This window comes from Streptomyces pacificus, assembly GCF_011766325.1.
Taxonomy (GTDB): Bacteria; Actinomycetota; Actinomycetes; order Streptomycetales; family Streptomycetaceae; genus Streptomyces; species Streptomyces pacificus.
The window spans coordinates 95,822-119,864 of sequence record NZ_BLLG01000004.1 but is presented as its reverse complement, the minus strand read 5'-3'; the positions used below and the strand labels follow the sequence as shown (position 1 = coordinate 119,864).

Annotated in this window: 25 protein-coding genes and 4 pseudogenes; 26 read left to right on the top strand and 3 right to left on the bottom strand. The window is 70.0% G+C overall.

Going from position 1 to position 24,043, the window contains the following annotated elements:
• Nucleotides 1-47 precede the first annotated feature (47 nt).
• The 4 genes and pseudogenes from SCWH03_RS08030 to SCWH03_RS08015 form a co-directional block, all read left to right on the top strand.
• Nucleotides 48-356, top strand: a complete 309-nt coding sequence (locus tag SCWH03_RS08030; RefSeq protein ID WP_017947641.1) for a DUF2469 domain-containing protein — start codon at nt 48-50, stop codon at nt 354-356.
• Nucleotides 357-463: 107 nt separating this feature from the next.
• The gene (locus tag SCWH03_RS08025) at nt 464-844 is read left to right on the top strand and encodes a YraN family protein (RefSeq protein ID WP_173263471.1); all 381 of its coding nucleotides are present in this window, start codon (nt 464-466) and stop codon (nt 842-844) included.
• A complete protein-coding gene (locus tag SCWH03_RS08020; protein ID WP_173263470.1) occupies nt 844-2,469 on the top strand; it encodes a YifB family Mg chelatase-like AAA ATPase in 1,626 nt (541 codons plus the stop codon). The genes SCWH03_RS08025 and SCWH03_RS08020 overlap by 1 nt, the downstream gene beginning before the upstream one ends.
• A gap of 58 nt (nt 2,470-2,527) precedes the next feature.
• Nucleotides 2,528-3,343 (top strand): annotated as a pseudogene (locus tag SCWH03_RS08015) (DNA-processing protein DprA); the annotation flags it as partial.
• Nucleotides 3,344-3,490: 147 nt separating this feature from the next.
• Here SCWH03_RS08015 and SCWH03_RS08010 read toward each other — a convergent pair.
• Nucleotides 3,491-3,643 carry a hypothetical protein gene (locus SCWH03_RS08010; protein ID WP_173263389.1) on the bottom strand — a complete coding sequence of 51 codons (153 nt, stop codon included), beginning with the start codon at nt 3,641-3,643 and terminating at the stop codon, nt 3,491-3,493.
• Between the two features lie 23 nt (nt 3,644-3,666).
• Complete coding sequence (locus tag SCWH03_RS08005; RefSeq protein ID WP_173263468.1) at nt 3,667-3,900, bottom strand: hypothetical protein; 234 nt, start codon at nt 3,898-3,900, stop codon at nt 3,667-3,669.
• Nucleotides 3,901-4,007: 107 nt separating this feature from the next.
• Between SCWH03_RS08005 and SCWH03_RS08000 the strand changes: the two genes are divergently transcribed.
• The 17 genes and pseudogenes from SCWH03_RS08000 (at nt 4,008) to SCWH03_RS07925 (ending at nt 17,837) form a co-directional block, all read left to right on the top strand.
• Nucleotides 4,008-5,231, top strand: coding sequence for a helix-turn-helix transcriptional regulator (locus tag SCWH03_RS08000; RefSeq protein WP_173263467.1), 1,224 nt, complete (start codon nt 4,008-4,010; stop codon nt 5,229-5,231).
• Between the two features lie 415 nt (nt 5,232-5,646).
• Entirely contained in the window at nt 5,647-5,877 is a 231-nt protein-coding gene (locus tag SCWH03_RS07995; RefSeq protein WP_173263466.1) for a helix-turn-helix domain-containing protein, read from the top strand.
• Between the two features lie 162 nt (nt 5,878-6,039).
• On the top strand, nt 6,040-8,304 hold the full coding sequence (locus tag SCWH03_RS07990) for a phage/plasmid primase, P4 family (RefSeq protein ID WP_173263465.1): 2,265 nt from the start codon (nt 6,040-6,042) through the stop codon (nt 8,302-8,304).
• Between the two features lie 449 nt (nt 8,305-8,753).
• Nucleotides 8,754-8,972, top strand: a complete 219-nt coding sequence (locus tag SCWH03_RS07985; RefSeq protein ID WP_173263464.1) for a helix-turn-helix transcriptional regulator — start codon at nt 8,754-8,756, stop codon at nt 8,970-8,972.
• Nucleotides 8,969-9,208: an NUMOD4 domain-containing protein gene (locus SCWH03_RS07980; RefSeq protein ID WP_173263463.1), complete on the top strand. Its 240-nt coding sequence runs from the start codon at nt 8,969-8,971 to the stop codon at nt 9,206-9,208. The genes SCWH03_RS07985 and SCWH03_RS07980 overlap by 4 nt, the downstream gene beginning before the upstream one ends.
• Nucleotides 9,205-9,537: a hypothetical protein gene (locus tag SCWH03_RS07975; protein ID WP_173263462.1), complete on the top strand. Its 333-nt coding sequence runs from the start codon at nt 9,205-9,207 to the stop codon at nt 9,535-9,537. Before SCWH03_RS07980 ends, SCWH03_RS07975 begins: the two co-directional genes overlap by 4 nt.
• Nucleotides 9,527-10,096, top strand: a complete 570-nt coding sequence (locus SCWH03_RS07970; RefSeq protein ID WP_173263461.1) for a hypothetical protein — start codon at nt 9,527-9,529, stop codon at nt 10,094-10,096. Before SCWH03_RS07975 ends, SCWH03_RS07970 begins: the two co-directional genes overlap by 11 nt.
• Nucleotides 10,089-10,277: a hypothetical protein gene (locus SCWH03_RS07965; RefSeq protein ID WP_173263460.1), complete on the top strand. Its 189-nt coding sequence runs from the start codon at nt 10,089-10,091 to the stop codon at nt 10,275-10,277. Before SCWH03_RS07970 ends, SCWH03_RS07965 begins: the two co-directional genes overlap by 8 nt.
• Nucleotides 10,274-10,801, top strand: coding sequence for a hypothetical protein (locus SCWH03_RS07960; RefSeq protein ID WP_173263459.1), 528 nt, complete (start codon nt 10,274-10,276; stop codon nt 10,799-10,801). The genes SCWH03_RS07965 and SCWH03_RS07960 overlap by 4 nt, the downstream gene beginning before the upstream one ends.
• Nucleotides 10,802-10,929: 128 nt before the next feature.
• Nucleotides 10,930-11,847, top strand: coding sequence for a hypothetical protein (locus tag SCWH03_RS07955; RefSeq protein ID WP_173263458.1), 918 nt, complete (start codon nt 10,930-10,932; stop codon nt 11,845-11,847).
• A 502-nt stretch (nt 11,848-12,349) separates the two neighbouring features.
• A complete protein-coding gene (locus SCWH03_RS28855; RefSeq protein WP_254076623.1) occupies nt 12,350-12,613 on the top strand; it encodes a hypothetical protein in 264 nt (87 codons plus the stop codon).
• Nucleotides 12,614-12,935: 322 nt separating this feature from the next.
• Nucleotides 12,936-13,418, top strand: coding sequence for a hypothetical protein (locus tag SCWH03_RS07945; protein WP_173263388.1), 483 nt, complete (start codon nt 12,936-12,938; stop codon nt 13,416-13,418).
• Between the two features lie 56 nt (nt 13,419-13,474).
• Nucleotides 13,475-13,681, top strand: a complete 207-nt coding sequence (locus tag SCWH03_RS07940; protein WP_173263456.1) for a hypothetical protein — start codon at nt 13,475-13,477, stop codon at nt 13,679-13,681.
• An 81-nt stretch (nt 13,682-13,762) separates the two neighbouring features.
• Nucleotides 13,763-15,526, top strand: a pseudogene (locus SCWH03_RS07935) (recombinase family protein); the annotation flags it as partial.
• Between the two features lie 144 nt (nt 15,527-15,670).
• A pseudogene (locus SCWH03_RS28850) lies at nt 15,671-16,048 on the top strand (DNA-processing protein DprA); the annotation flags it as partial.
• 256 nt (nt 16,049-16,304) lie between these two features.
• Complete coding sequence (whiG, locus tag SCWH03_RS07930; RefSeq protein ID WP_173263455.1) at nt 16,305-17,141, top strand: RNA polymerase sigma factor WhiG; 837 nt, start codon at nt 16,305-16,307, stop codon at nt 17,139-17,141.
• Nucleotides 17,142-17,276: 135 nt separating this feature from the next.
• A complete protein-coding gene (locus tag SCWH03_RS07925) occupies nt 17,277-17,837 on the top strand; it encodes a TetR/AcrR family transcriptional regulator (RefSeq protein WP_173263764.1) in 561 nt (186 codons plus the stop codon).
• A 495-nt stretch (nt 17,838-18,332) separates the two neighbouring features.
• Here SCWH03_RS07925 and SCWH03_RS07920 read toward each other — a convergent pair.
• Nucleotides 18,333-18,722, bottom strand: a pseudogene (locus SCWH03_RS07920) (peptidoglycan DD-metalloendopeptidase family protein); the annotation flags it as partial.
• A gap of 261 nt (nt 18,723-18,983) precedes the next feature.
• On the opposite strand from SCWH03_RS07920, the gene rpsB reads away from it, so the two are divergent.
• From rpsB to SCWH03_RS07895, 5 genes are all read left to right on the top strand, one after another.
• The gene (gene rpsB, locus SCWH03_RS07915) at nt 18,984-19,886 is read left to right on the top strand and encodes a 30S ribosomal protein S2 (RefSeq protein WP_173263454.1); all 903 of its coding nucleotides are present in this window, start codon (nt 18,984-18,986) and stop codon (nt 19,884-19,886) included.
• Nucleotides 19,887-19,988: 102 nt separating this feature from the next.
• Complete coding sequence (gene tsf / locus SCWH03_RS07910; protein WP_173263453.1) at nt 19,989-20,825, top strand: translation elongation factor Ts; 837 nt, start codon at nt 19,989-19,991, stop codon at nt 20,823-20,825.
• A 157-nt stretch (nt 20,826-20,982) separates the two neighbouring features.
• The gene (pyrH, locus tag SCWH03_RS07905; RefSeq protein ID WP_173263452.1) at nt 20,983-21,765 is read left to right on the top strand and encodes a UMP kinase; all 783 of its coding nucleotides are present in this window, start codon (nt 20,983-20,985) and stop codon (nt 21,763-21,765) included.
• A 188-nt stretch (nt 21,766-21,953) separates the two neighbouring features.
• Complete coding sequence (gene frr / locus SCWH03_RS07900) at nt 21,954-22,511, top strand: ribosome recycling factor (protein WP_026165253.1); 558 nt, start codon at nt 21,954-21,956, stop codon at nt 22,509-22,511.
• Nucleotides 22,511-23,623, top strand: coding sequence for a phosphatidate cytidylyltransferase (locus SCWH03_RS07895; RefSeq protein WP_173263451.1), 1,113 nt, complete (start codon nt 22,511-22,513; stop codon nt 23,621-23,623). Before frr ends, SCWH03_RS07895 begins: the two co-directional genes overlap by 1 nt.
• Nucleotides 23,624-24,043: the final 420 nt, after the last annotated feature.

Below are 24,043 nucleotides of genomic sequence, written 5' to 3'. Positions count from 1 at the left end.
GGGACTGGCGCACAATAGGGGGACGCACGGCTGAAGGGGAACATGCCATGAGCGCCGAGGACCTCGAGAAGTACGAGACCGAGATGGAGCTGAAGCTCTACCGGGAGTACCGCGACGTCGTCGGGCTGTTCAAGTACGTCATCGAGACCGAGCGTCGCTTCTACCTCACCAACGACTACGAGATGCAGGTGCACTCGGTGCAGGGCGAGGTCTTCTTCGAGGTCTCCATGGCGGACGCCTGGGTGTGGGACATGTACCGGCCGGCCAGGTTCGTGAAACAGGTCCGGGTGCTCACCTTCAAGGACGTGAACATCGAGGAGCTGAACAAGAGCGATCTGGAGCTTCCCCAGGGGTGACCCTCACCCGGACGGGTGGCGCGGTTTTCCACAGCGAGGCGGTTGTCCACCAAGATCCACCCGTCGGGGCCGTTCGCGTCAGAGTCGGTGCCGGAGGTGGTGCCGAGATGAACGCGACGGGAGCACTGGGGCGGTACGGCGAGGAGCTGGCGGCCCGGCGGCTGGCGGCGAGCGGGATGGCCGTGCTCGCCCGCAACTGGCGGTGCGGACGGGCAGGCGAGATCGACATCGTCGCCCGGGACGGCGACACGGTGGTCGTGTGCGAGGTGAAGACGCGCAGGGGCGGTCCTGGAGGGCGGGCGCCCTTCGAGCATCCGATGGCCGCGATCACCACGGCCAAGGCGGACCGCCTCAGACGCCTGGCCGGATACTGGCTGGAGCTGCGCGGGGGACCACCGCCCCGCGGCGGGGTACGGATCGATCTCGTGGCGGTGCTGCTTCCCCGGCGGGGCGCTCCCCAGGTCGAGCATGTGACGGGGGTGGCCTGATGGGATTCGCCCGCACCTGCTCCGTGGCGCTGGTGGGCGTCGAGGGCGTGGTCGTGGAGGTCCAGGCGGACCTCGAACCGGGGGTCGCGGCCTTCGCCCTGGTCGGGCTGCCGGACAAGAGCCTCGTGGAGAGCCGCGACCGGGTCCGGGCGGCCGTGGTGAACTCCGGCGCCGAGTGGCCGCAGAAGAAGCTCACGGTCGGGCTCAGCCCGGCGTCCGTGCCCAAGGGCGGCAGCGGGTTCGACCTGGCCGTCGCCTGCGCGGTCCTGGCCGCCGCCGAGCGCGTCGATCCCGGGGCGATCGCGGATCTCGTACTCCTCGGCGAGCTGGGCCTGGATGGCCGGGTGCGGCCGGTGCGGGGAGTCCTGCCCGCGGTCCTCGCCGCGGCCGAGGCGGGATACCAGCAGGTCGTCGTGCCCGAGCGGACCGCCGGGGAGGCCTCGCTCGTACCCGGCGTCTCGGTCCTCGGCGTGCGCAGCCTCCGCCAGCTGATCGCGGTGCTGAACGACGAGCCGGTGCCGGTGGAGGAGGCCGACGGCGACAGCCGGCCCGGTGCGCTGCTGGCCGGCCTGGTGGTGCCCGGCGCCGGGCTGGGCACGGGACTCGTCGCCGAACCGGGCCGGGCCGGGGGCTCCGCTCCCGATCTGGCGGACGTCGCCGGTCAGCACGGGGCGCGGACCGCGATCGAGGTCGCCGCGGCCGGTCGGCACCACCTGCTGCTCCAGGGCCCTCCCGGAGCGGGCAAGACGATGCTGGCGGAGCGGCTTCCGTCGGTGCTCCCGCCGCTCAGCCGCAAGGAGTCTCTCGAGGTCACCACCGTCCACTCGGTCGCGGGCATCCTGCCGCCCGGCGAACCCCTGGTACGCACGCCGCCCTACTGCGCCCCGCACCACTCGGCGACGATGCAGTCCCTCGTAGGCGGCGGACAGGGCATGCCGAGGCCCGGAGCGGTCTCCCTGGCGCACCGGGGCGTCCTGTTCCTGGACGAGGCCCCGGAGTTCTCCGGCAAGGTGCTCGACGCCCTCCGCCAGCCACTCGAGTCGGGCCATGTGGTCGTGGCCCGGAGTGCGGGGGTGGTCCGGCTGCCCGCCCGCTTCCTTCTGGTACTGGCCGCCAACCCCTGCCCCTGCGGGCGCCACACCCTGCACGGCGCGGGATGCGACTGCCCGGCCTCGCTCATCCGGCGGTACCAGGCGCGGCTCTCCGGCCCGCTGCTCGACCGGGTCGACCTGCGGGTCGAGGTGGAGCCCGTGGGCCGGGCCGAGCTGCTGGGCCGAGGCGCCCGGGGCGAGCCGTCCGCCGCCGTCGCCGCGCGGGTCGGGGAGGCGCGCGACCGGGCGGCCGCACGGCTGTCCGGCACCCCGTGGCGCGCCAACAGCGAGGTGCCCGGCCATGAGCTGCGCACCCGCTGGCACACCGTTCCCGGCGCGCTCGCCGCGGCGGAGCGGGACATGGAGCGGGGGCTGCTCACGGCCAGGGGCATGGACCGTGTCCTCCGGGTCGCCTGGACGGTCGCCGACCTCGCGGGCCGCGATCGGCCCCGTGCCTGCGATGTGGACCTGGCGCTGCAACTGCGGACGGGTATCTCCCGCGGTGTCCCGGCCGGCTTCGGAGCCGACCGGTGAGCGCGGTGCGGCCGCCCGGGCCGTCGGGTCGCCCGGCCGTGGCGAGGGGGGTGCGGCCATGACCGGGGGAGCGGGTGAGGAGGAGCGGAGGGCGCGTGCGGCGTTGACGAGGGTCGTCGAACCGGGTGATGAACGTGTGGGCGGGTGGCTGCGCCGGTACGGCCCGGTGGAACTGCTGACCCGTCTCACCGCGCGCGCCGGGACAGCGGGCCCTCTCCCCGGCGCCGGGGAGCAGCGGATACGGGGGTACCGGACCCGGGCGGCGGCGGCCCGTCCGGAGCGCGATCTGGAGCGGGCGGCCGAGCTGGGCGGTCGCTTCCTGTGCCCGGGAGATCCGGAGTGGCCGGGCCAGCTGGACGACCTCGGGGACGCGAGACCGGTCGGGCTCTGGGTGCGAGGCCGCGCCGACCTGCGGATATGGGCTCTGCGCTCGGTTGCGGTGGTGGGTGCCCGGGCCTGCACCCCGTATGGGGCGCATATGTCCGGGTACCTCGCCTCGGGCCTCGCCGAGCGCGGCTGGGTCGTCGTCTCCGGTGCCGCGTACGGGATCGACGCCGCTGCCCACAGGGGCGCCCTGGCCGCGGGCGGCGCGACGGCCGCCGTGCTGGCCTGCGGGGTGGACACCGTCTACCCCCGGGGGCACGCCGAGTTGGTCCGCCGTGTGGCCGAACAGGGACTGGTCGTCGCGGAGTTGCCGCCCGGCAGCCACCCCACACGCAGCAGGTTCGTGCTGCGGAACCGGGTCATCGCGGCCCTGTCCCGGGGCACCGTCGTCGTGGAGGCCGAGTACCGGAGCGGTTCCCTGGCCACCGCTCGTGCCGCGGATCGCCTCGGCCGCTTCACCATGGGCGTTCCCACACCTCTTGCCGGGGGTGCCACTCTGGCTCCGATCCGCTTCAGGCTGGCCATCGCCGCCTGAGCCCACGGAGGCCCCTCCCGCCGCACAGAAGACCGCCCCGGGCACCGAGCACCCGGGGCGGTCTTCTGTGTCCAGGGAGAGCCAGGAAGACCCCACGACGCCCTATGCGGGGGTGTAGCGGTGGTGCGGGCAGGTGCAGCGGCGTACGAGCAGGATGCCGCTGCTGTGCGGCAGAGGCACGTCCTTGGTCTGTCGGCACTGGCGGTGCAGGTCCTTGTACTCCGGTCGCTGGGCGAGCGCGCATTCAGCGGACATACCCGAGGTGTCCGGCGTGGCCATCAGAGGATGCCGCCCCTGCTCGCTGCGTTCAGAGCGCGGGTGCGCTCCTGCATCGCCTTCAGCCGCTCCTCGTCATCGGCCCGACGTACACGGTCCGGGTTGGCGTCCCACTCGCGCCCACCCGTCACCGGCCTGAGCTGAAGGTAAGGGCCCTCGTGTCCCATGACGTAACCCGGCTTGTTCCGCTGGGTGTCGACGACCAGGGTGCCGGGTGGCAGTTCTTCGTGACTCATGATCGGTTCCATCCGTCCGCTTGCTGGCGTACCCGCCAGCGAATCGCTCGGATGTCCCTTTGGTAGAGATCCTTCCTGTAGTCCTCGCTGTAATCCACAATGGAGTTATGGCAGGTGGGGAGCCGATCGGGGCTTTGATTCGCAGGCTGCGCCAGGAGCGGGGTTGGTCGCAGTCCGACCTAGCGCGCAAGCTCAACGATGCCGCCGGGGGCACGCCGACCTTGGACCGCCAGCACGTCTACCGGTGGGAGACCGGCCGACGCACGCCGCGCGACTGGTTACCGTTCCTGGCCGCCGTGTTCCGCGTAGACGTTGAAGTCCTGGAGCGGGCCACCGCTGCGGGCAAGGTGGCCACCCCCGCGCCGACGCCGACCGTTGCCGACTTCCTGCCCGAAGGTGACCCGCTCGCACCGCTGGCGGTCCGTGAAGGCCGTCGCATCGGTGCGAGCACCGTTGCCGACCTGAACAGCCGTGTTCACGGGCTGCGTCTCGCCGACGATGTGGTCTATGGGCGCGACCTCATCGGCCGGGCAGTGCGTGAGCTGCGGTCGGCTGTGACCCTGTACCGGGAATCGACCTTCACCGACGACACCGGGCGTCAGCTTCTCCAGGCCATAGGCGAGCTGGCCCAGATCGCGGGTTGGATCGCGTCGGACGCCGGACAGCACGAGGACGCCGAGCGCATCTACCGACTCGGCCTGTCGGCAGCGCATCAGGCGGGGGACATCACCCTTGCGGGCAACTTGCTCGGGTCGCTGGCCTACCAAGTGTCGAACGTCGGCGATCCGCTCGAAGCCGTAGCGATGGCGAGGGCCGCAGCCGACGAGGCGACCGACGCGCCACCTCGGGCCCGTGCCCTGTACCTCGATCGGGTGGCGTGGGCGCACACCCAGGCCGGGCAGCAGCAACCCGCGATGCGTGCCCTCGGCGAGGCTGGCGAGGCGATCACCGCGCACACGCCCGGCACCGAGGAGCCCGGTTACCTGTACTGGGTCAGCCCGGAGGAGCTGCACGTCATGGAGGCTCGTGTGTACACCGAGCTTCACCGACCCCTCAGGGCCGTGCCGCTCCTCAACGACGTGTTGGACCGCTACGACGCCAGCCACGCCCGTGAACTCGCCCTCTACCTCTCGTGGTTGGCAATGGCGCTGGCCGACGCGAACGAGCCCGAGGGCGCAGCGGCCACCGCCGACCGCATGATCCGCATGAGCGCCGACGTGGCCAGCGACCGGACCGACGGCCGGGCGCAGGTGGTCTTGAAGCGGCTGACCGACTTCCGCGACGTTCCCGAGGTGGCCACCCTGCTTGCTGAGTTCCCGGCGACCGGTTAGCGGGTCGCCTGGGCCGAGCCCCGCGACGGTATCTCCCGTGCTCTCGTGCTGGCGGGTACGGCCGGACGCCCGGGCGGGGGCTCCAGGCCGCCGGAGACCCCACGGGAGGCCGCCGCTGGGCATGCCCGCACCCGCTGGCCGGAGCGCCGGACGGCCGGGCGTCATGTTGAGACCCCAGGGGCTCGCCGGCCTTACCCGTCGTATTGAGATCGATCACGACTCGTGAGTGCCGGGGGAGGGGTTTCTGACCCTCCAGGTACTTGCGCCAACCGCAAATTGCGGGGGGCGTAAATCCCGTGCTCTCCTGGTACCAGCCGGGCGGCACAGCCCCCGGCCAGGGTCCCGCTTCGGCGGTGCGACCCGAAGTTCCCCGCCGTGTACGGCACTCCACGCAATGCCGACGACGGGAACCCCAATGCCTGCCCTGATCTTCGACCCTGACGCGCTGCGCCGGATTCGGCGTGAGCGGGGACTCAGCCAGTCCGACCTCGGCGAGATGGTCGGCCGTAGCGTCGCGGCCATCTGCCGCTACGAGGCACGAGTGAACGCGCCGACCCTCGGCATCATCGACGCGCTGGCTTCGGCCCTCGGCGTGGACTTCATGGAGCTGACCACCCGCGACGACCGCGAGTTGGTGTCGGCCTGATGGACCTCAAGGACGCGCGCCCCATGACGGAGTCCGAGCGTAAGCGGCTCCTCCGTCTCCTCTTCGGCAAGCAGCAGCCGAAGTAACCCACCCCCGAGCACACCTCGACCCCTCGGCAGTGGCAGCGAACCGAACCGAGGGGCCGTGAAAGGCGTTATCACGATGAGCTACACCTCTACGGAAGCACGGGATTTGGCCCCGGCGCAATCTGCGCTTGAGGTGCCCCGACACGACACCGAGCGAGCGGCCTTCTTCGCCAAGCTCGGCTTCGGCGTCGTGCCCATGCCGAGCAACCGCAAGATGCCCGTCTACAAGGGGTGGCCCGACCTCGCGATGACCTCGGCCGAAGAGGTCGAGGAGATGTGGCGGAGCTTCACCCCGTCCGGCTGGCAGAACATCGCGCTGACCCTGGACGGCTGGGCCGTCGTGGACGTGGACCCGAAGAACGGCGGCACGGCGTCGCTGGAGAAGCTGACCGCCGACTACGAGCTTCCGGCCACCCGTACGCATCACACGGCGTCGGGTCCGGACAGCCTCCACTTCATCTACCGGGCCGACCCGGACCGGCCGCTCAAGAGCGCACCGCTCGACCCGAGCCGGTACCCGGGTATCGACATCAAGACCGGTCGGGGCTCGCTGATCGTCGCGCCCGGCTCGGTGATCGACGGACGCCGGTACGAGGTGGTCAGCACGGCTGAGCCCGCCGTGGCCCCTCCGTGGCTCTCGGAGATCCAGGGGGCCGCCCAGTACCCGGCCACCTCCTCCGTGCGCTCCCGTACCCCGTCCCGGGCCTCCGCTGGCCACCCGGGCGCCGCTGGCACCCTGGCCGCCCTGCGCGCCCTCCCGCCGGACCACCCCGGGCGGGACAACGCATGGCTTTGCAAGGTCGCCGGATACCTGGCCCGCAAGCACACCGACTATGACGCCTACCTTGCCGAGCTGCGCGAGATCGACAGCGAATCCGAGGTGCCGCACGAGGAGGACCGTTTCATGAAGACCGCTGACTCGATTTGGGACCGCGAGCAGGACAAGCCCGCGCCGACCGCTGGCCGGTACGAGCCGACCCACCTCGGCGAGGCCCGGCGGCTGCGCGACTGGTTCGGCGAGGACCTTCGTTTCGTCACCGGCCGGGGCTGGCTCGGGTGGGACGGTCGGCGGTGGATTCAGAGCGAGTCGCGGGCGATCCAGGCCATCCACGAGATGACCGACCGCATGATGATCGAGGCGCGCAGCCTGCCGGACGACGACGAGAACCGCTCGAAGCGCATTGAGTACGTGCGCGGTCAGCAGGGCACGGCCAACATCCGGGGCATCAGGGAGCAGGCCCGCCACCTGGCCGACATCCAGGTCTCCGGCAAGGTCTTCGACGCCGACCCGTACAAGCTGCTCGTCGGCAACGGCGTGGTGGACCTCAAGACGGGCGAGCTGCTGGCGAACCGGCGCGAGTTCCTGATCACCAAGGGCACCACGATGGACTACGACCCCAAGCGCGAGTGCCCGAAGTGGGAGGCGTTCTTGAAGTGGGCATTCAAGGGTGACGCCGACCTGATCGACTACGTACAGCGCATGGTCGGCGAGATCCTGATCGGCCACAACGACGGCCAGCGCGCCTACTTCCTGTACGGACCCGGCGGCAACGGCAAATCGCAGCTCATCGACGTGATCGGCGGTGTGGTCGGCGACTACTACACCCAGGCCCTCCCCGACCTGCTGACCGCGCAGGCAGCGGCCACCCACACCGAGGCGGAAGCCAACTTGGCGGGGTCGCGCATGGTGTCGATCTCGGAGACCCGCAAGGGTCAGGTCCTGGACGAGTCGAGGTTCAACCGCCTGTCGGGCGACAAGATCCAGCGCGCGTCACACAAGGGCGAGAAGTCGTTCGAGTTCCCGACCACCTTCACGATGGTCCTGTACGGCAACATCCGGCCGACCATCCCCTTCACCGAAGGTGTGCGGCGACGGGTCAAGGTGATCCACATGGACGCCAAGGTCAACCCGGCTGAGCGCGTCGAGAACCTGTCCGGCCTGCTGCTGGCCGAGGAGGGCCCGGCCATCCTGGCTTGGGCGGTCCGGGGCGCGGTCCGGGTGGCATCCGGCGAGCGGTGCGACGACCCGCCGACCGTGGCGAACGCGGTCAAGGACTGGCAGCGCGACAACAACCCGTTCGGGCTGTTCGCTGACGAGTACCTGGCCGTGGAGGAGGGCGCGAAGCTCTCGAACCCCGACCTGTGGTCGGCCTATGAGGTCTGGAAGGCCCACGGAGGCCGGGACTTCGCCAGCAACGTGACCCAGCTCGGTGACCGGCTGATCGAGTGGGCCAACGTGGAGCAGGTCGAGGGGATCGAGCGTCCGGCCAACGCCATGAAGTTCGGCGGCAAGCGCCAGCGCGGGTTCCGGGGGATCAGGACCACCCTGCACACAACCTGACCCGGCGGCAGGGGGGGTACACAGTACACAGTGGGTACACACCCTCTCCCGGTGGATCTCTACGGGAGCTCTCCGGAGATCTACCCCCGGAGGGGTGTGTACCAGGTGTGTACTGTGTACCCCCCTCGTGATCTTGTAACGAGAAGTATTGAGGCCGATCACTGGAAGTAAGGCCGGCGAGCGGGTTACCCCAAACATGAAGCGACCCCGACCGGGAGAGTGAGACCGGTTCGGGGTCGCTGGTTTTTTGGGAGGGGCCCAACGCGCCCCGACCGCTTCCGCTTCGGTCGGGGCGCTCCCCTTCGGGCGGTCGTCCGATAGGTGGCCTGCACCTTCCTGGACTAGCACTTCCCAGAAAAGCAGCCCCACCAATGGCCTGTCCATCTTGCGTTGAAAGCAAGCCCTTATGGGTATTACAGAGGCCCATATGTGGGGATTTTAATTGGGGTATGGACAGGGCGACGAAAAGCCCGGTGTTCTCAGGTCAGAAGCTTCGCCAAGTTCGCCACTCCAGGGGTTTGAGTCAGGCAGAGGTGGCCGCCCGGATGGGCACCATCAGTGGCCTTTACATCAGCTACTGGGAGAACGATCGACACGCGCCGAACGGCGTGAACATGGTGCTTCTGCTGAGGGCGCTCGGATGCGAATTGGAGGAGGTGACCGAATGAACCAGTTGGTCACCGCCGAGGAGTGGCGCAAGATCCCGGGTTTCCCGCCGACGTACGAGGTCAGCTCGTGGGGGCAGGTCCGAAGCCTTGGACCGATGGCCCGAGGGCGCACGCTGAAGACCCACATCCACAAATTCACGGGCTTCCCTCAAGTGCGCATCTACAAGGACCGTCAGCGGCAGTGGTGGCCGGTTCACGAGTTGGTGTCGGCTGCTTTCCCGGAGGAGGAATCGTGACAGCGGTACCGGTGGACGAGCGGACGTGGCTGATCGGCCGAATCGGGAGTGAAGAAGTCGCCAGCGAGGTGGCGGCGTGGTGGCTCGACGAAGAGGGCGTCAACCCGCTGACGGCCGGTGAATGGACCGGTTGCCGAGAGGGCGAAATCTTCAAGGGGACGCGACTGGACGCAGCCAAGGTGGCGATGCTGCGGAAGCTGGCGGAGGTGGCCGAGCGGTGCAAGACGCCGGAAGCGCTGGCGGACCTGGACCGGATCGCCGAGTGGGTCACCAATTGGAAGCCGGGAGACCCGGGGCTGAGCCTGGGGGGTGTCGGCAATGGCGGCTGAGCTGATCCCGATTCAACCCGAGCCCGAGAAAGATCCGGCCGAGCAACTGGTTGGCCTCACGTACGAAGAGAGCCAAATTCTCGAATTTTGTCGTGAGGGCAAGGGGCGAAATGAAATCGCCAAACTGACGGGCTTGTCCACCTGGAAAGTCAGCACGGTTGCCGCAAAGCACGGTCATTACTTCGGCAAGTCCGAGTGGCTGAACGTCGCCAACAAGGTTCGTGAGGCCCAGCTCAGGGAGCGAAAGCAACGCCTGGCCGCTCAGCTTCTCAACAACGCCGAGCTTTACGCTGACGCGCTTTCGGGGGTCGGCACACCCAAGGACGGCCAGCTCGTAGCCAAGGCGTTGCGGGACATCCTCGAATCGCACGAGCTGCTGAGCAGCGGGGTGGCTCAGGGCGAATCCGTCGAAGAGGCCAAGAACTTCCTTACGGACCTGCGCGAGCAGATGGTCAGGGTCCGCGACGGATTCGAGGCGCAATACGGCGTTCCATTCGACAGCACAGAGGCACGCCAAATCATCGAACAGCAAGCACAGGAGGAAAACACCGATGGGTGACGAGACGTTGACCGTGGATCAGATCCGCGAACTCCGCCGACAGGACGGCGTCATGGGGCGTGGCTACGTCCGCCAGAAGGCCCGCCCCGAGGGCCACGAGATGACCGACGAGGAATTCCGGGCGATCCGGGACGGCAAGAAGTCCCAGCCGACCAGCGACACCACCGAGGAGCAGCAGTGACCGACGACCTGATGACCCGAGCCCGGCAGGCGATCGAGGCGGAGGAGTCCGCCCGGCTGGATTCCAAGGCGGAGGAGATCGCCAGCGCCGACGAGCGCGCCCGGCTCCAGGCCGAGAAGGAGGCCAAGCGCCAGCACGCCCGGGACACCGCGACCCAGGCCCTGAACGCTCCGGCCGTCGCTCTGGGCGGGGTGGCCAAGCGGTTCGACGCCGCCGTGTCCGCCCTGGTGGCGCTCGCCGAGGCCGCCGAGCTGCGCAACCGCACGATCCAGCAGCAGGCCGCCTTGGTGCAGGCCGCCGACGTTCCGGAGAACCAGGGGCGCGGCAGCAACTCGGTCGAGCTGGGCGGCCGGGTCCACTCGGTCCGCGACGCCCGTCCGGCCGAGCTGCTGGCCCGAGCGCTGGCGGTGGCCGCGAGCGAGGCCGCCACCCCGGACAACGGCGTGAAGTCCCTGGCCAGCGACCTCCTGCCGCACTCCGGGCCCCTACACCGGCTCACCCCGGTGGAGCGCGCCCAGCGGTGACCAGAGCGGCACCCGGCATGGGCGTCAGTCCGCCTCTGCCGGGTGCCGATCGGGAGACATAAGCGAAGGCCGCCCCACGCGCCAGCAAGCAACCGGGACGGCCCCCACACAGACAAGGACACCACACCATGGACGCCATGGAGAAGGCCCGCCGAACCCGGCAGGCGATCATCGAGAAGCGCCAGGCCGAGGGCCAGGCCAAGGACAGCAAGCGCGCCGACCAGCGCGCCCGCACCCTCAACGGCGCGATCCTCGGCGTCGTGTTCATCGTCAGTGCCCTGATGTTCGCCGCTGCGGCGTGGTCGGCTGGCCACCTGGTGGCGTCGATCCCGGGCGTGCCGACCGCCTACGCCTGGGGCGCGTTCAGCGCCGTTGAGGGCGCGTGGCTGGCGTGCGTGCTCCTGATTGTCCGCTGGCAGAACGACGTCAACCGCATGTACCAGATCGGCAAGGCCGAGGCGCTGGCGCGCAAGGCGTACTGGGGCTCGCTGCTCCTCAACTTCGCCCACGGGTTCGTCCTGGTCGGCAACGTGCTGGGCGGTGCGCTGGCCGGACTCGCCCTGTGCATCTTCCCGTACGCCTTCAAGGAGCTGTTCAGCGTTGCGGTCACCAACCGCGTTGAGGAGCTGCGGCACGTGGGTCTGGGCGAGGTGCTGACCGAGCGGTACCAGCTCAACGCGCTGGCCCGGTTCCACGAGGCGGACACGGCGTCCGGACAGCCGGACACCCGGCCGGACGCACGTCCGGACACGGACGGACACCGGACGGACGCCCCGGACACCCGGGACGGACAGGCGGACACCGAGCGTCCGGCACCGGCCCTCACCGGCCAGGACGCCCGGACGGACGCCCCGGACGAGCTGTCCACGGTGGCCGCCACGGCGTCCGGCCCGGCCGACCTCGTGCGGACGCTGTCCGGACACGGCGTTCGGCTGTCCGACCTGGTGTCCGAGGCCGTCCGGCTGCGCCCGGACATGAACGCCGACAGCATCCGGCGCACGGTCAAGCGGATGCAGGACCGGACCGAGACCGGCCAGTACCTGTGATCCGCGCAGGCCAGGGGCGGGGCGCAGCCCACGAGATACCCCGTCCCGGCCTCCCGTGGTATCTCCCGTGGCCTCTGGGGGCCGCTCCGGTACTCGGTGCCCGCCCGGGGGTCTCAGGCCCTCGGAGATACCACGGGAGCCCTCGGCCGGCGAAAGGTTAACGACCCGCACACAGAAGGGCCCGGAAGCTCCCCCCGTCAAGGTTCGCTTCCGGGCCCCTCCTCCAGTCCGACCCGCGCAGGCAAGGGCCGTCCCAAATCCAGGAAAGCACGGGATTTGGGGTGCCCGGAAGGGACCACCAATGAGCACCACCAAGGCATTCCGGCCGGAATTCCGGACCCGTGACGGAAAGCGCGTCAGCTTTGGCGCGAGCTACACCCACAACACCGCCGCGAAGCGTCGCGCCGGACTCACCAAAGCAGGACGCCCCAGGGTGGCCACGGTGGGCGCTGGCACGGTCGTCCGGCGTCCTCGGCGCTGGATTCCGTGGGCGGTTTTCGGCGTGAATTCCGCAGCCCTCGGCGGGGCGTACGCCGTGTACGAGCTGGGCCCGGTGCCCGGCGGCCTCGTCGTCGGCGGGGGGCTCTGGGTGGGTTACAAGGTCATCCGCTGGACGGCGGGGGAGGTGGCCTACTTCGCCACCAAGGCCCGGCAGATCAGGGGCGGTTCGCGCCCGGCCGAGGCGGACGACCTGAGCGCGTTCGGCCTGCCGCCCGGGGTCAAGGTCCCGAGCGACAAGGTCAACCGCCCCGCCGACCGCGAATAACGGCCGGTAATTGTGACTGTGACTGTGGCAGCCACGGCCGGGACCCCCTCCCATGGGGGGCGTGCCCAGGCATGGGGGGTGTGCCGGGGGTCGTTGTGGCTGCCACAGTCACAGTCCGAGTCACAGTCGTCCATTACGAGTGGTGACAAAAGGCCCGGTTACTTGCCGTGAATGGCGGTGCGGAAAGAGGCCCTGCCGAGCCCATGCCGGGTGCCTTTTTAGATTCGGCCAAATTTCAGAAATTGTGCGGCGCGTAAATCCCATGATTTTATTTTCTCAGCAATTCCGGACAGGCCGGAATTCGGGAATTCAGGGAGACGAAATGGCCGCCAACACCACCGCCGCGAAGACCGCCCAGGCCGAGGCCACCGCCTGCACCTGCTCGCAGTTCGCGACCGCCGATGGCCGCACCACCGGCTGCAAGGCGGAGACCAAGCGGCTGTTCGCTCCCGGCCACGACGCCAAGCTCAAGTCCTTCCTGATCAAGGCCGGTGCCGAGGGCGCCGAGGTCATCCGGACCGTGGACGGCATCGCCAGCCCGGCCGACGCGGCCACCCACGCGGCCAAGTTCGCGTTCGGCCACATGGTCACCGCCGGGATCACCCGCGCCGAGACCAAGGCCGCCGAGAAGGCCGAGCGCGCCGCAGCCCGCGCCGCGAAGAAGGCCGCCCCCAAGGCGAAGACCCCCGCCAAGGTCACGGCCAAGGTCGGCCGGGCCACCTTCACCGGCCGGATGGACGGCGACCACTTCGTCTACGAGGTGAAGGGCAAGGAGCGCCGCACCCTCAAGTTCCAGGCCGCCTGACCGACCCGCACCGCCGGGCGGTCGGCTCAGGCCGCCCGGCTCCGAGAGGAGCCCCAGTGTTCAAGATCCAGTTCCGCAACCCGCAGGGCCGCTTGGTCACGGCCCAGTTCCACGACCCGGCCGAGATTCGCAAGCTCGCCGACAAGGCCCGGCGCGAGGTGCCCGACGCGAGCGTCTGTCAGCTCCGCATCCGCCAGGTGGCCGTGGACGAGGCCAGCGGCGATTTCGTCTGGGCCGACTGCACGGCCGACTTCACCCGCTGACGGACGAGCCCGGTCGGGGTGGCACCCCCGACCGGGCCGAAGTGCTGAGAGATTGAGGAACCCAGCGTGAACCAGCAAACCATGCGAGCCGCCATCCTGGAGCGGGTCAGCACCGAGGAGCAGACGCGCGGCTACGGCCTCGACGTCCAAGACGACGCCTGCCGGGCGTACGTCGAGCGCAAGGGCTGGCGGCTGCACGACGTCTATAAGGACGAGGGCGTCAGCGGCTCCCTGACCAAGCGACCCGGCTTCGACCGGCTGATGGCCGACGTGAAGGCCGGACTCGTTGACGTGGTCGTGGTGCACAAGTTCGATCGGGTCGGCCGGACCGGGCGCGCGTTCTGGCGGTGGATCTGGCAGCTCGAAGACCTCGAAACCGCGATCGTCTCGGTCACTCAGGAGATCGACACGACGACCACCCACGGCAAGTTCATGTTGCAGCAGTACGCGGCCATCGCGGAGATGGAATACAACCTGATCCGCGAGCGCACCCAGGGCGGCCTACAGATGAAGGCCGAGGCTGGGGGGTGGCCCGGGGGTGCACCCCCGTACGGCTACCGCATCGAGGGCAAGGGCAAGCGCGGTTCCTTCCTGGTCATCGACGAGCACGAGGCCGCCATCTTGAAGGCCGCCCGCAAGATGGTCGTAGAGGAGGGGATGAACACGCGCGAGATGGCCCAGCGGCTCAACGCGCTGGAGCAGTTCACCCGGTCGGGTAAGCCCTGGTCGCACTCCAACCTTCGGGCGAAGCTCATCAGCGAATCGACCCTGCGCGCGGTGGTGACCTTCCGGAACCCGAACCGGGCGCACGCTGGCCACGGCGCGACCCTCAATAAGGACGGCACGGCCAAGCACGGCAAGACCGTCACGATCCAGCTTGACCCGATCTTCACGCCCGAGGAGGTGGCCGACCTCAGCCAGGCCATGGGGCGACTCGGCAACGGCAAGCCCAAGCCGAAGCCGCACGGCTATCCCCTCTCAAAGCGGATCTTTGGCCACTGCGACGCGCACTACGTCGGCATGAAGCGCTCGGGGCGGTCGGGTCGCTGGTACCGCTGTTCCGGCAAGGCCGCGAAGTACCCGGGTGACCCCGTCTGCTCGTGCGACATGGTGGACGCCGACGCTGTCGAGGCCGCCGTGTGGTCGGACGTGGTCAAGCTGCTGGGCGACCCGGAGCGGCTCAAGGCGATGGCGGCTGAGTGGGTCGGCATGGCGGCTGGCCAGGAGTCCAACCATGCCGACCGCATCGCCGACCTGGACCGCAAGATTGCCGAGCGCGAGCAGGCCGTGACCAAGGTCGTGACCGACTACGCCAAGGCGGGGCTTCCGGCGGTCGCCGTGGAAGCGGCCACCCGTGCCCTGTCCGATGAGGTCGAGCAGCTCCGGGCGATGCGCGACGAGGCCGCCGCGTGGCTGGAGGAGACCGAGGCCGCCGAGCGTCGGGCCAAGGACCTTGCCGCCCTGGCCACCGTGGCGCGTGAGCGGCTGGCCGACATGGACCCGACCGACCAGGCCGAGGTGCTGGCCCTGCTTGATGTGCGGGTCACCATCACGGGCACGATCCCGAAGCCGCGTCTCGGTCTCGCGTGCTCGATGCGCGATTGGTTCACCGCCGCGCAGCGCCTGGTGCCGGACGAGCTGACCGACGAGGCATGGGCCCGGGTCGAGCCGATCGTGAAGGCGTGGCAGCCCCCGAACCACCGGTGCCGACCCGGCCGGGTGATGCTCGATGCGATGTTCTACAAGGCGCGCACCGGGTGCCTGTGGGAGGAGCTGCCCGAGCGGTTCGGCCTGTGGAAGGGCATCCACTCTCGTTACAAGACCTGGCGCAACTGCGGGGTCTGGGACGAGATCATGGCCGCCCTGCCTGACACGGGTCAGCCGGTGTGGACCCCGCCCCAGGTCCCGCCCCTGCGCGTGGAGGGCCGCGTAGACCCCCGCGTCCTGACCGGCGCCGACATCCAGGAAGAAGCGGTACCCGCCGGAACAGGTCTCCCCGGGCCGGTGACCAGCGGGCTCTCCTCGGGCGTGCATGAACTCCTGCGCAGCGGGGCGGTGCTGGTGACGGACTCCGATGAAGTGGTGGAGTTGGTGGGGGACATCGGTGAACTCGCTCCCGCGCGCAGGGGGCCGGTGCTCCCGAGAGACCTCCTCGCACCGGGCTGTGCACGGGTTCTGGACGTCCTCCCGGCCCGCGGCGCACTCGACGGCCGTGAGGTCGCCGGTCGGGCCGGCAGCACCACCGACGAGACTCTCGCGAGGCTGTACGAACTGCACTCCCTGGGCTTTGTGGAACGCCGTGGTGACCGCTGGAAGTTGGCCGCAGGCGCCACAACGGGCTCGAACACCCGGCGAGGCGATGCTTGACCCGGGGCATTCGGGTGACAGGGTGAGCCCGATGGCCCCGGCCGCGCCTCCGCGACAGCCCGGGGGCCGGTGCCCGCTGCCCCGGCCCCCGCTCGAAGACCTGGCCGACGGTACACACGCACCGGTGCGCGATCCCCTGCCGTTCGCGCACCGCAATCGTCCAGTCACGCTACGCTCGCCAGGTTCACCACCCAGCAACCGGCCCACACCACCCGTCCCCCTCGCACCCCACGGCAGAACGGCTCAAAGGCAACGCATGCCCCAGCACACCTCCGGGCCCGACCATGCGGCAGTTCACCCCGCTGCCCGTGGTTCCGGGCGGCTGCCCGCGCCCTCGTCGCTGGAAGAGCTGTGGCGGTCGTACAAGGCCTCCGGTGACGAGCGGTTGCGAGAGCAGCTGATCCTCCACTACTCACCGCTGGTGAAGTACGTCGCGGGCCGGGTGAGCGTCGGGCTGCCGTCCAACGTCGAGCAGGCGGACTTCGTCTCCTCCGGGGTCTTCGGACTCATCGACGCGATCGAGAAGTTCGACATCGAACGTTCGATCAAGTTCGAGACGTATGCGATCACCCGCATCCGGGGCGCCATGATCGACGAGTTGCGGGCACTGGACTGGATCCCGCGCTCCGTGCGCCAGAAGGCCCGGAACGTCGAGCGCGCGTACGCCACGCTGGAGGCCCAACTGCGGCGCACCCCCTCCGAGAGCGAGGTGGCTTCGGAGATGGGCATCTCGCTCGAGGAACTGCACTCCGTCTTCAGCCAGTTGTCCCTGGCGAACGTCGTCGCCCTGGAGGAACTGCTCCATGCCGGGGGTGAGGGCGGTGACCGGCTCAGCCTCATGGACACCCTGGAGGACACCGCAGCGGACAACCCGGTGGAAGTGGCCGAGGACCGCGAACTCCGGCGCCTGCTCGCCCGCGCCATCAACACGCTCCCCGACCGGGAGAAGACCGTCGTCACCCTGTACTACTACGAAGGCCTGACCCTGGCCGAGATCGGCAATGTCCTGGGCGTCACCGAGAGCCGGGTCAGCCAGATCCACACCAAGTCCGTGCTGCAGCTCAGAGCGAAGCTGGCCGACGTCGACCGGTGAGGCCGGCGGCCACCGCGGGCGGCGCCGCTCCCACCGGGGACCTCCCGGCGGTGCCGGGCCGATCCTGCACTGTCCCACCCGTGCGGGCCGCGTTCGCCTTAAGGTGGTTCCGTGCCAAGGATTCGAGCGGCCTCCGTGGCCGAGCACCGGACCATGCAGCGCGCAGCTCTGCTGGACGCCGCGCGCTCCCTGCTGTCCGAAAGAGGGACGGATGCGCTCACCTTCCCGGCCCTGGCCGAGCGCACGGGCCTGGCCAGATCCTCCGTCTACGAGTACTTCCGCTCCCGTGCCGCAGTGGTCGAAGAGCTGTGCGCCGTCGACTTCCCGGTCTGGGCTGCGGAGGTGGAGGCCGCCATGGCGGCTGCGGAGACCGCCGAGGACAAGGTCGAGGCCTATGTGCGCCGCCAGCTGGAGCTTGTCGGTGACCGCCGCCACCGGGCCGTCGTCGCGATCTCGGTGAGCGAGCTGGACGATGGAGCCAGGGAGAAGATCCGCGCCGCACACGGCGGGCTGATCGCCATGATCGTGGAAGCGCTTGGGGAACTGGGGCATCGGCAGCCGCGCCTCGCGGCCATGCTCCTCCAGGGAATCGTGGACGCCGCTGTGCGCCGCATCGAGCTGGGCGCCGCCGAGGACCCGCCTGCCATCGCGGAGGCCGCGGTCTCCATGGCGCTCCGCGGGGTCCTGGGCGCCTGACCCCGGCTGCTGTTCCCGTCGGCTCCCCGCGCCGAACTCGCGCCCCCACCCGTGCCGTCCCCCTTCCCCTTCCCCTTCCCTTCTCCTTCCCTTCCCTTCCCCTGCCCGTCCCCCTTCCCCCTTCCCCGTTCCCTTCCCTCTGCCCCCAGCCCCTCTCCCGGGCCCTCCTGCGGGCTTCTTCCCCCGGCTTGCCTCCCCTGGTGCTCCTTCCCCGGCCAGGGCTCCGCCGGTGGTGCGTGACGCCCTGCGGGAGACGACCGCCGCCGCCGCGAGCAGCAGGGCCAGGACCGCGTCCGCGCCCGCCCGGGACGGAGCCGATGCCTCGGCGAGCCCCGCCGGGGCCCCCTCCGGTGCCGTCGGAGGCCAGGGCGCGCCGAAGACCGGTAGCAGCCGGGACGGGCCGCGGCGCAGGGCCGATGCGGACAGCAGGGCGAGTGGGTCGAGGTATTCCTCCCCACGCCGGAGGCCCCAGTGGAGACAGCCCTGTGCACAGTGCGAGGAACCCTCCGCCACCACTGCCACGACCTGCCCCTCGTCCACCAGGGCGCCCGGACGGACGAGCGGGCGCACCGGCTCGTAGGTCGTCCGCATCGGCGGCCGGCCCGTCCCCGTCAACTCGACCGACAGCACGCCGCGCCCCGCCACCGGTCCGGCAAAGGACACCCGGCCCGGCGCCGCAGCGCGCACCTCGGTGCCCGGGGGCGCCGCCAGGTCCACCCCGCGGTGGCCCCGTCCGTAGGGGGACGGTGGCGGTTCCCAGCCCCGCACCACCGAGGGCCGGGGCGGGCCCACCGGCCAGATGGCCGCCCGGGCGGCCACCGGGGAGGCCAGCACCAGCAGTGCCGCCGCCAGTGCCGCCGTCACGACTCGTCGTCCGCGCTTCATGACGCAGACGGTCCACCAACCGGCCATCGCCGTGCTGATCATGGTCTGGATCTGTGGACTACCGACCGGTTGTGGACATCGCCGTCACCCGGCACCCCGGCGGTCCCGTACACTTCTTCTGGCGATCCGGGTCACCCGGGTCGACTTCGCACGCCCCGCCACCACCCAGATCCTCGGTCGGTGGCCGCGCCTCTCGGTCCCTCGCGGCACGGCGCGCCGGGGCGTCAGGACACAACCGGGAAAACTCAAGGAGATACGGCCATGGCCGTCGTCACGATGCGGGAGCTGCTGGAGAGCGGCGTCCACTTCGGTCACCAGACCCGCCGCTGGAACCCGAAGATGAAGCGCTTCATCTTCACCGAGCGCAACGGCATCTACATCATCGACCTGCTCCAGTCGCTGTCGTACATCGACCGCGCCTACGAGTTCGTCAAGGAGACCGTCGCGCACGGCGGCTCCATCATGTTCGTCGGCACGAAGAAGCAGGCGCAGGAGGCCATCGCCGAGCAGGCGACCCGCGTCGGCATGCCCTACGTCAACCAGCGTTGGCTCGGCGGCATGCTCACCAACTTCTCCACCGTCTACAAGCGCCTTCAGCGTCTGAAGGAGCTCGAGGCGATCGACTTCGAGGACGTGGCCGCCTCCGGTCTCACCAAGAAGGAGCTCCTGGTCCTCTCGCGCGAGAAGGCCAAGCTGGAGAAGACCCTCGGTGGCATCCGCGAGATGCAGAAGGTGCCGAGCGCCGTCTGGATCGTCGACACCAAGAAGGAGCACATCGCCGTCGGTGAGGCGCGCAAGCTCCACATCCCGGTCGTCGCGATCCTCGACACCAACTGCGACCCGGACGAGGTCGACTACAAGATCCCGGGCAACGACGACGCGATCCGCTCCGTCACGCTGCTCACCCGCGTGATCGCCGACGCCGTCGCCGAGGGCCTCATCGCCCGCTCCGGCGTCGCCACCGGTGACTCGAAGCCGGGCGAGAAGGCCGCCGGCGAGCCGCTGGCCGAGTGGGAGCGCGATCTGCTCGAGGGCGAGAAGAAGGCCGACGAGGCCCCGGCCGCCGAAGCCGGGCAGTCGGCCGAGAAGCCGGCGGAGGAGTCGGCGGAGAAGCCGGCCGAGGCCGCTGCCGAGGCTCCGGCCGCGGACGCCGACAAGGCCTGACACCCAGGTTCCGGTAGTCGGCGGCGGGGGCCCATGAAGCCCCCGCCGCCGTCCCGTGGATCGTTCGACCTCAGCTCTTCGACTTCAGAGAGATTGACAGACATGGCGAACTACACCGCCGCTGACGTAAAGAAGCTCCGCGAACTCACCGGTGCGGGCATGATGGACTGCAAGAAGGCGCTCGACGAGGCCGACGGCAGTGTCGACAAGGCCGTCGAGGCCCTGCGTATCAGGGGCCAGAAGGGCGTCGCCAAGCGTGAGGGCCGTTCCGCCGAGAACGGTGCCGTGGTCTCCCTCATCGCCGACGACAACACCTCCGGTGTCATCGTCGAGCTGAAGTGCGAGACGGACTTCGTCGCGAAGGGCGAGAAGTTCCAGGCCGTCGCGGGCGCTCTCGCCGCCCACGTGGCCGCCACCTCCCCGGCCGACATCGAGGCCCTGCTCGCCTCCGAGATCGAGCCCGGCAAGACCGTGCAGGCCTATGTCGACGAGGCCAACGCCAACCTGGGTGAGAAGATCGTCCTGGACCGCTTCGCGCAGTTCTCCGGCGCCTATGTGACCGCGTACATGCACCGCACGATGCCCGACCTGCCCCCGCAGATCGGTGTCCTCGTCGAGCTCGACAAGCCGAACGCCGAGGTCGCCAAGGGCGTCGCCCAGCACATCGCCGCCTTCGCGCCGAAGTACCTGTCCCGTGAGGACGTGCCGGCCGAGGTCGTCGAGTCCGAGCGCCGCGTCGCCGAGGAGACCACCCGCGCCGAGGGCAAGCCCGAGGCCGCGCTGCCGAAGATCGTCGAGGGTCGCCTCAACGGATTCTTCAAGGACGCGACCCTCCTGGGCCAGCCGTACGCGCTGGACAGCAAGAAGTCCGTCCAGCAGATCCTGGACGAGGCCGGTGTCGCCCTGACGCGCTTCTCGCGCATCAAGGTCGGCATCTGAGCCGGCAAGCGATCGACACGGGAGCCCGATAGGGTTCTCCCGCAGTCGTCGGCCGCGTGACACCGGACGACCGCAGATCTGACGAGGAGGCCATTGCCGCAGGGACACCAGCACCCACCGGCGATGGCCTTCTTCGTATGTGCACGAGGAGATCTCCATGAACAAGGGCGCGGACGCCAATCCGGCCGCCGACGACAAGAGCGACCGCACCGGCACGAAGGCCGGCCGCTTCATGCTGAAGCTGTCAGGAGAGGCCTTCTCCGGCGGCACCGGCCTGGGCGTCGATCCCGACGTCGTCCATGCCATCGCGAGGGAGATCGCCGCGGTCGTCCGTGACGGCGCTCAGATCGCGGTGGTCATCGGCGGCGGCAACTTCTTCCGCGGAGCCGAGCTGCAGGTGCGGGGCATGGACCGGGCGCGTTCCGATTACATGGGCATGCTCGGCACGGTCATGAACTGCCTCGCGCTCCAGGACTTCCTGGAAAAGGAGGGGATCGACTCCCGCGTGCAGACCGCGATCACCATGGGCCAGGTCGCGGAGCCCTATATCCCGCTGCGGGCGGTGCGCCACCTCGAGAAGGGGCGCGTCGTCATCTTCGGCGCCGGTATGGGCATGCCGTACTTCTCCACCGACACCACCGCCGCCCAGCGCGCCCTGGAGATCGACGCCGAAGCGCTGCTGATGGGCAAGAACGGGGTCGACGGGGTCTATGACTCCGACCCCAAGGCCAACCCGGACGCGGTGAAGTTCGACGCGCTGGAGTACGGGGAGGTGCTCGCCCGGGACCTCAAGGTCGCCGACGCCACCGCCATCACCCTCTGCCGCGACAACGCCCTGCCGATCCTCGTCTTCGAACTGCTCACCGCGGGCAATATCGCTCGAGCCGTCCGAGGTGAGAAGATCGGCACGCTCGTGAGCGACCAGGGCACCCGGGCCTGACCCCGGGGCAGCGCCCCGGGATGGACAAAGCCCTGCCGGTCGGACACCGTGCAGGGGAGACGCGCCGCCAACTGTCGCAGGCGTCGTACGCGTGGCACGGACCGGACCGCGGACCCGCACCAGGGGGCGGTCCGGGGCGTGGGCCACCCGTAGGCGCCGGGGACGACCAAGACACGCAGGAGCAAGTGGTGATCGAAGAGACCCTCCTCGAGGCCGAGGAGAAGATGGAGAAGGCCGTCGTGGTCGCCAAGGAGGACTTCGCCGCGATCCGCACCGGGCGTGCGCACCCGGCGATGTTCAACAAGATCGTGGCCGACTACTACGGTGCGCTGACGCCGATCAACCAGTTGGCCTCCTTCTCGGTGCCGGAACCGCGCATGGCCGTGGTGACCCCGTTCGACAAGAGCGCCCTGCGCAACATCGAGCAGGCGATCCGCGACTCCGACCTCGGCGTCAACCCCAGCAACGACGGGAACATCATCCGGGTGGTGTTCCCCGAACTCACCGAGGAGCGTCGCCGCGAGTTCATCAAGGTCGCCAAGGGCAAGGCCGAGGACTCCCGCATCTCGATCCGCTCCGTGCGCCGCAAGGCCAAGGAAGCCATCGACAAGCTGATCAAGGACGGCGAGGTCGGCGAGGACGAGGGCCGCCGTGCGGAGAAGGAGCTCGACGACACCACTGCGAAGTACGTCGCGCAGGTGGACGAGCTGCTCAAGCACAAGGAAGCCGAGCTGCTCGAGGTCTGATGAACGACTCTTCCCGGGGGGCCCCCACGCGCACCGGCTACTGGGGTCCGCCCGACCAGCGGGCTGCCCCGGCGGGTCCGGCATACGATGAGCCTGTCGCCCAGCGGACTCGGCCCATGCCCATCGTGCCGGGTGACCCCGATGCGGGGAGAGACGCCGCGCACTGCGAAGACCGTGACCGGGGGGCCGCTCGGCTGAGCGGCCCCCCGGTCCGCGACGAGATGCCCCAGGAGCCCATGCCCAGCCCTCCGCCGCCCGCGGCCCCCCAGCCGTCGGAGCCGCAGCCGCCGCAGAAGAAGCGCGCAGGCCGTGATCTCCGTGCTGCCATAGGGGTCGGCGTCGGGCTCGGTGCGGTGATCGTCGCGGCGCTGTTCGTCGTCAAGTCCGTGTTCGTCGGCGTGATCGCCGTCGCCGTGGTCGTCGGACTGTGGGAACTCACCTCCCGCCTCCAGGAGCGCAAGGGCATCAGGGCGCCCCTGGTGCCGCTCGCGGTGGGCGGTGCGGCGATGGTCGTGGCCGGATACGTCCGCGGCGCCGAGGGCGCGTGGGTCGCCACCGCCCTCACCGCCCTGGCGGTGCTGGTCTGGAGGATGACCGAACCACCCGAGGGCTACCTCAAGGACGTCACGGCCGGGCTCTTCGCGACGTTCTATGTGCCGTTCCTCGCCACATTCGTGGCGATGATGCTCACGGCGGAGGACGGCCCGCAGCGGGTCTTCACATTCCTCCTGCTCACGGTCGTGAGCGATACCGGCGCTTACGCGGTGGGCTGGCGTTTCGGCAGGCACAAGCTCGCGCCGCGGATCAGCCCCGGGAAGACCCGTGAGGGCCTGCTCGGATCCGTGGCGTTCGGCATGGGGGCGGGCGCCGTCTGCATGCCGCTCCTGATCGACGGCGGCACCTGGTGGCAGGGCCTGCTCCTCGGCCTCGCGGTCGCGGTCAGCGCGACCCTGGGCGACCTCGGTGAGTCGATGATCAAGCGGGACCTGGGCATCAAGGACATGGGCACCCTGCTGCCCGGCCACGGGGGCATCATGGACCGGCTTGACTCCCTGCTGCCCACGGCGCCGGTGGTGTGGCTCCTGTTCGTGGTGTTCGTCGGCGCCGGCTGATCCGCGTCGGTGCCGGCCCGCACGTCTGGTGCGCCCAGTACCCGCCCGGATGCGACGCGAGCGCCGCCGGGCCAAAGACGGGTGAGGACCGGTTCGGCGCCGGGCAGGGCCGGCGGTGCGGACCGGCACCCCGGCAGCCGACCGGGTCGACCGCGGTACCGGCTCCGCTTCCCGGCGGAGCCGGCCCTGCCCGCCGACGGGGCAGGGCCAGCTCCGCCGGACGAGGGTCTGCCGATTTCCCTCTGAGTGGTATCGCCGGTCAGGCCGGCCCCATGCCCAGGACACGGCCCGAGTCGCGTCCGCCGGCGGGCCTGTCGAGGCTTCCCCGGGCCGGACCGGCGGTGAACGCACGACGGCCGGCAGCGGCATGTACCGGATGGCTGCCGCTCGAGAGTGGATGGGGGAGCCCACCGGGAGCGC

What these genes read in the sequence shown, in the direction of transcription:
- SCWH03_RS08020 (WP_173263470.1), top strand. Translation starts at nt 844, where the DNA reads ATGGGATTCGCCCGCACCTGCTCCGTGGCGCTGGTGGGCGTCGAGGGC.
- tsf (WP_173263453.1), top strand. Translation starts at nt 19,989, where the DNA reads ATGGCGAACTACACCGCCGCTGACGTAAAGAAGCTCCGCGAACTCACC.
- whiG (WP_173263455.1), top strand. Translation starts at nt 16,305, where the DNA reads ATGCCCCAGCACACCTCCGGGCCCGACCATGCGGCAGTTCACCCCGCT.
- pyrH (WP_173263452.1), top strand. Translation starts at nt 20,983, where the DNA reads ATGAACAAGGGCGCGGACGCCAATCCGGCCGCCGACGACAAGAGCGAC.
- SCWH03_RS07970 (WP_173263461.1), top strand. Translation starts at nt 9,527, where the DNA reads ATGGCGGCTGAGCTGATCCCGATTCAACCCGAGCCCGAGAAAGATCCG.
- SCWH03_RS07945 (WP_173263388.1), top strand. Translation starts at nt 12,936, where the DNA reads ATGGCCGCCAACACCACCGCCGCGAAGACCGCCCAGGCCGAGGCCACC.
- SCWH03_RS08025 (WP_173263471.1), top strand. Translation starts at nt 464, where the DNA reads ATGAACGCGACGGGAGCACTGGGGCGGTACGGCGAGGAGCTGGCGGCC.
- SCWH03_RS07895 (WP_173263451.1), top strand. Translation starts at nt 22,511, where the DNA reads ATGAACGACTCTTCCCGGGGGGCCCCCACGCGCACCGGCTACTGGGGT.
- SCWH03_RS08000 (WP_173263467.1), top strand. Translation starts at nt 4,008, where the DNA reads ATGGCAGGTGGGGAGCCGATCGGGGCTTTGATTCGCAGGCTGCGCCAG.
- SCWH03_RS07980 (WP_173263463.1), top strand. Translation starts at nt 8,969, where the DNA reads ATGAACCAGTTGGTCACCGCCGAGGAGTGGCGCAAGATCCCGGGTTTC.
- SCWH03_RS07990 (WP_173263465.1), top strand. Translation starts at nt 6,040, where the DNA reads ATGAGCTACACCTCTACGGAAGCACGGGATTTGGCCCCGGCGCAATCT.
- SCWH03_RS07995 (WP_173263466.1), top strand. Translation starts at nt 5,647, where the DNA reads ATGCCTGCCCTGATCTTCGACCCTGACGCGCTGCGCCGGATTCGGCGT.
- SCWH03_RS08010 (WP_173263389.1), bottom strand. Translation starts at nt 3,643, where the DNA reads ATGTCCGCTGAATGCGCGCTCGCCCAGCGACCGGAGTACAAGGACCTG.
- SCWH03_RS07985 (WP_173263464.1), top strand. Translation starts at nt 8,754, where the DNA reads ATGGACAGGGCGACGAAAAGCCCGGTGTTCTCAGGTCAGAAGCTTCGC.
- SCWH03_RS08030 (WP_017947641.1), top strand. Translation starts at nt 48, where the DNA reads ATGAGCGCCGAGGACCTCGAGAAGTACGAGACCGAGATGGAGCTGAAG.
- rpsB (WP_173263454.1), top strand. Translation starts at nt 18,984, where the DNA reads ATGGCCGTCGTCACGATGCGGGAGCTGCTGGAGAGCGGCGTCCACTTC.
- SCWH03_RS07965 (WP_173263460.1), top strand. Translation starts at nt 10,089, where the DNA reads ATGGGTGACGAGACGTTGACCGTGGATCAGATCCGCGAACTCCGCCGA.
- SCWH03_RS08005 (WP_173263468.1), bottom strand. Translation starts at nt 3,900, where the DNA reads ATGAGTCACGAAGAACTGCCACCCGGCACCCTGGTCGTCGACACCCAG.
- SCWH03_RS07955 (WP_173263458.1), top strand. Translation starts at nt 10,930, where the DNA reads ATGGACGCCATGGAGAAGGCCCGCCGAACCCGGCAGGCGATCATCGAG.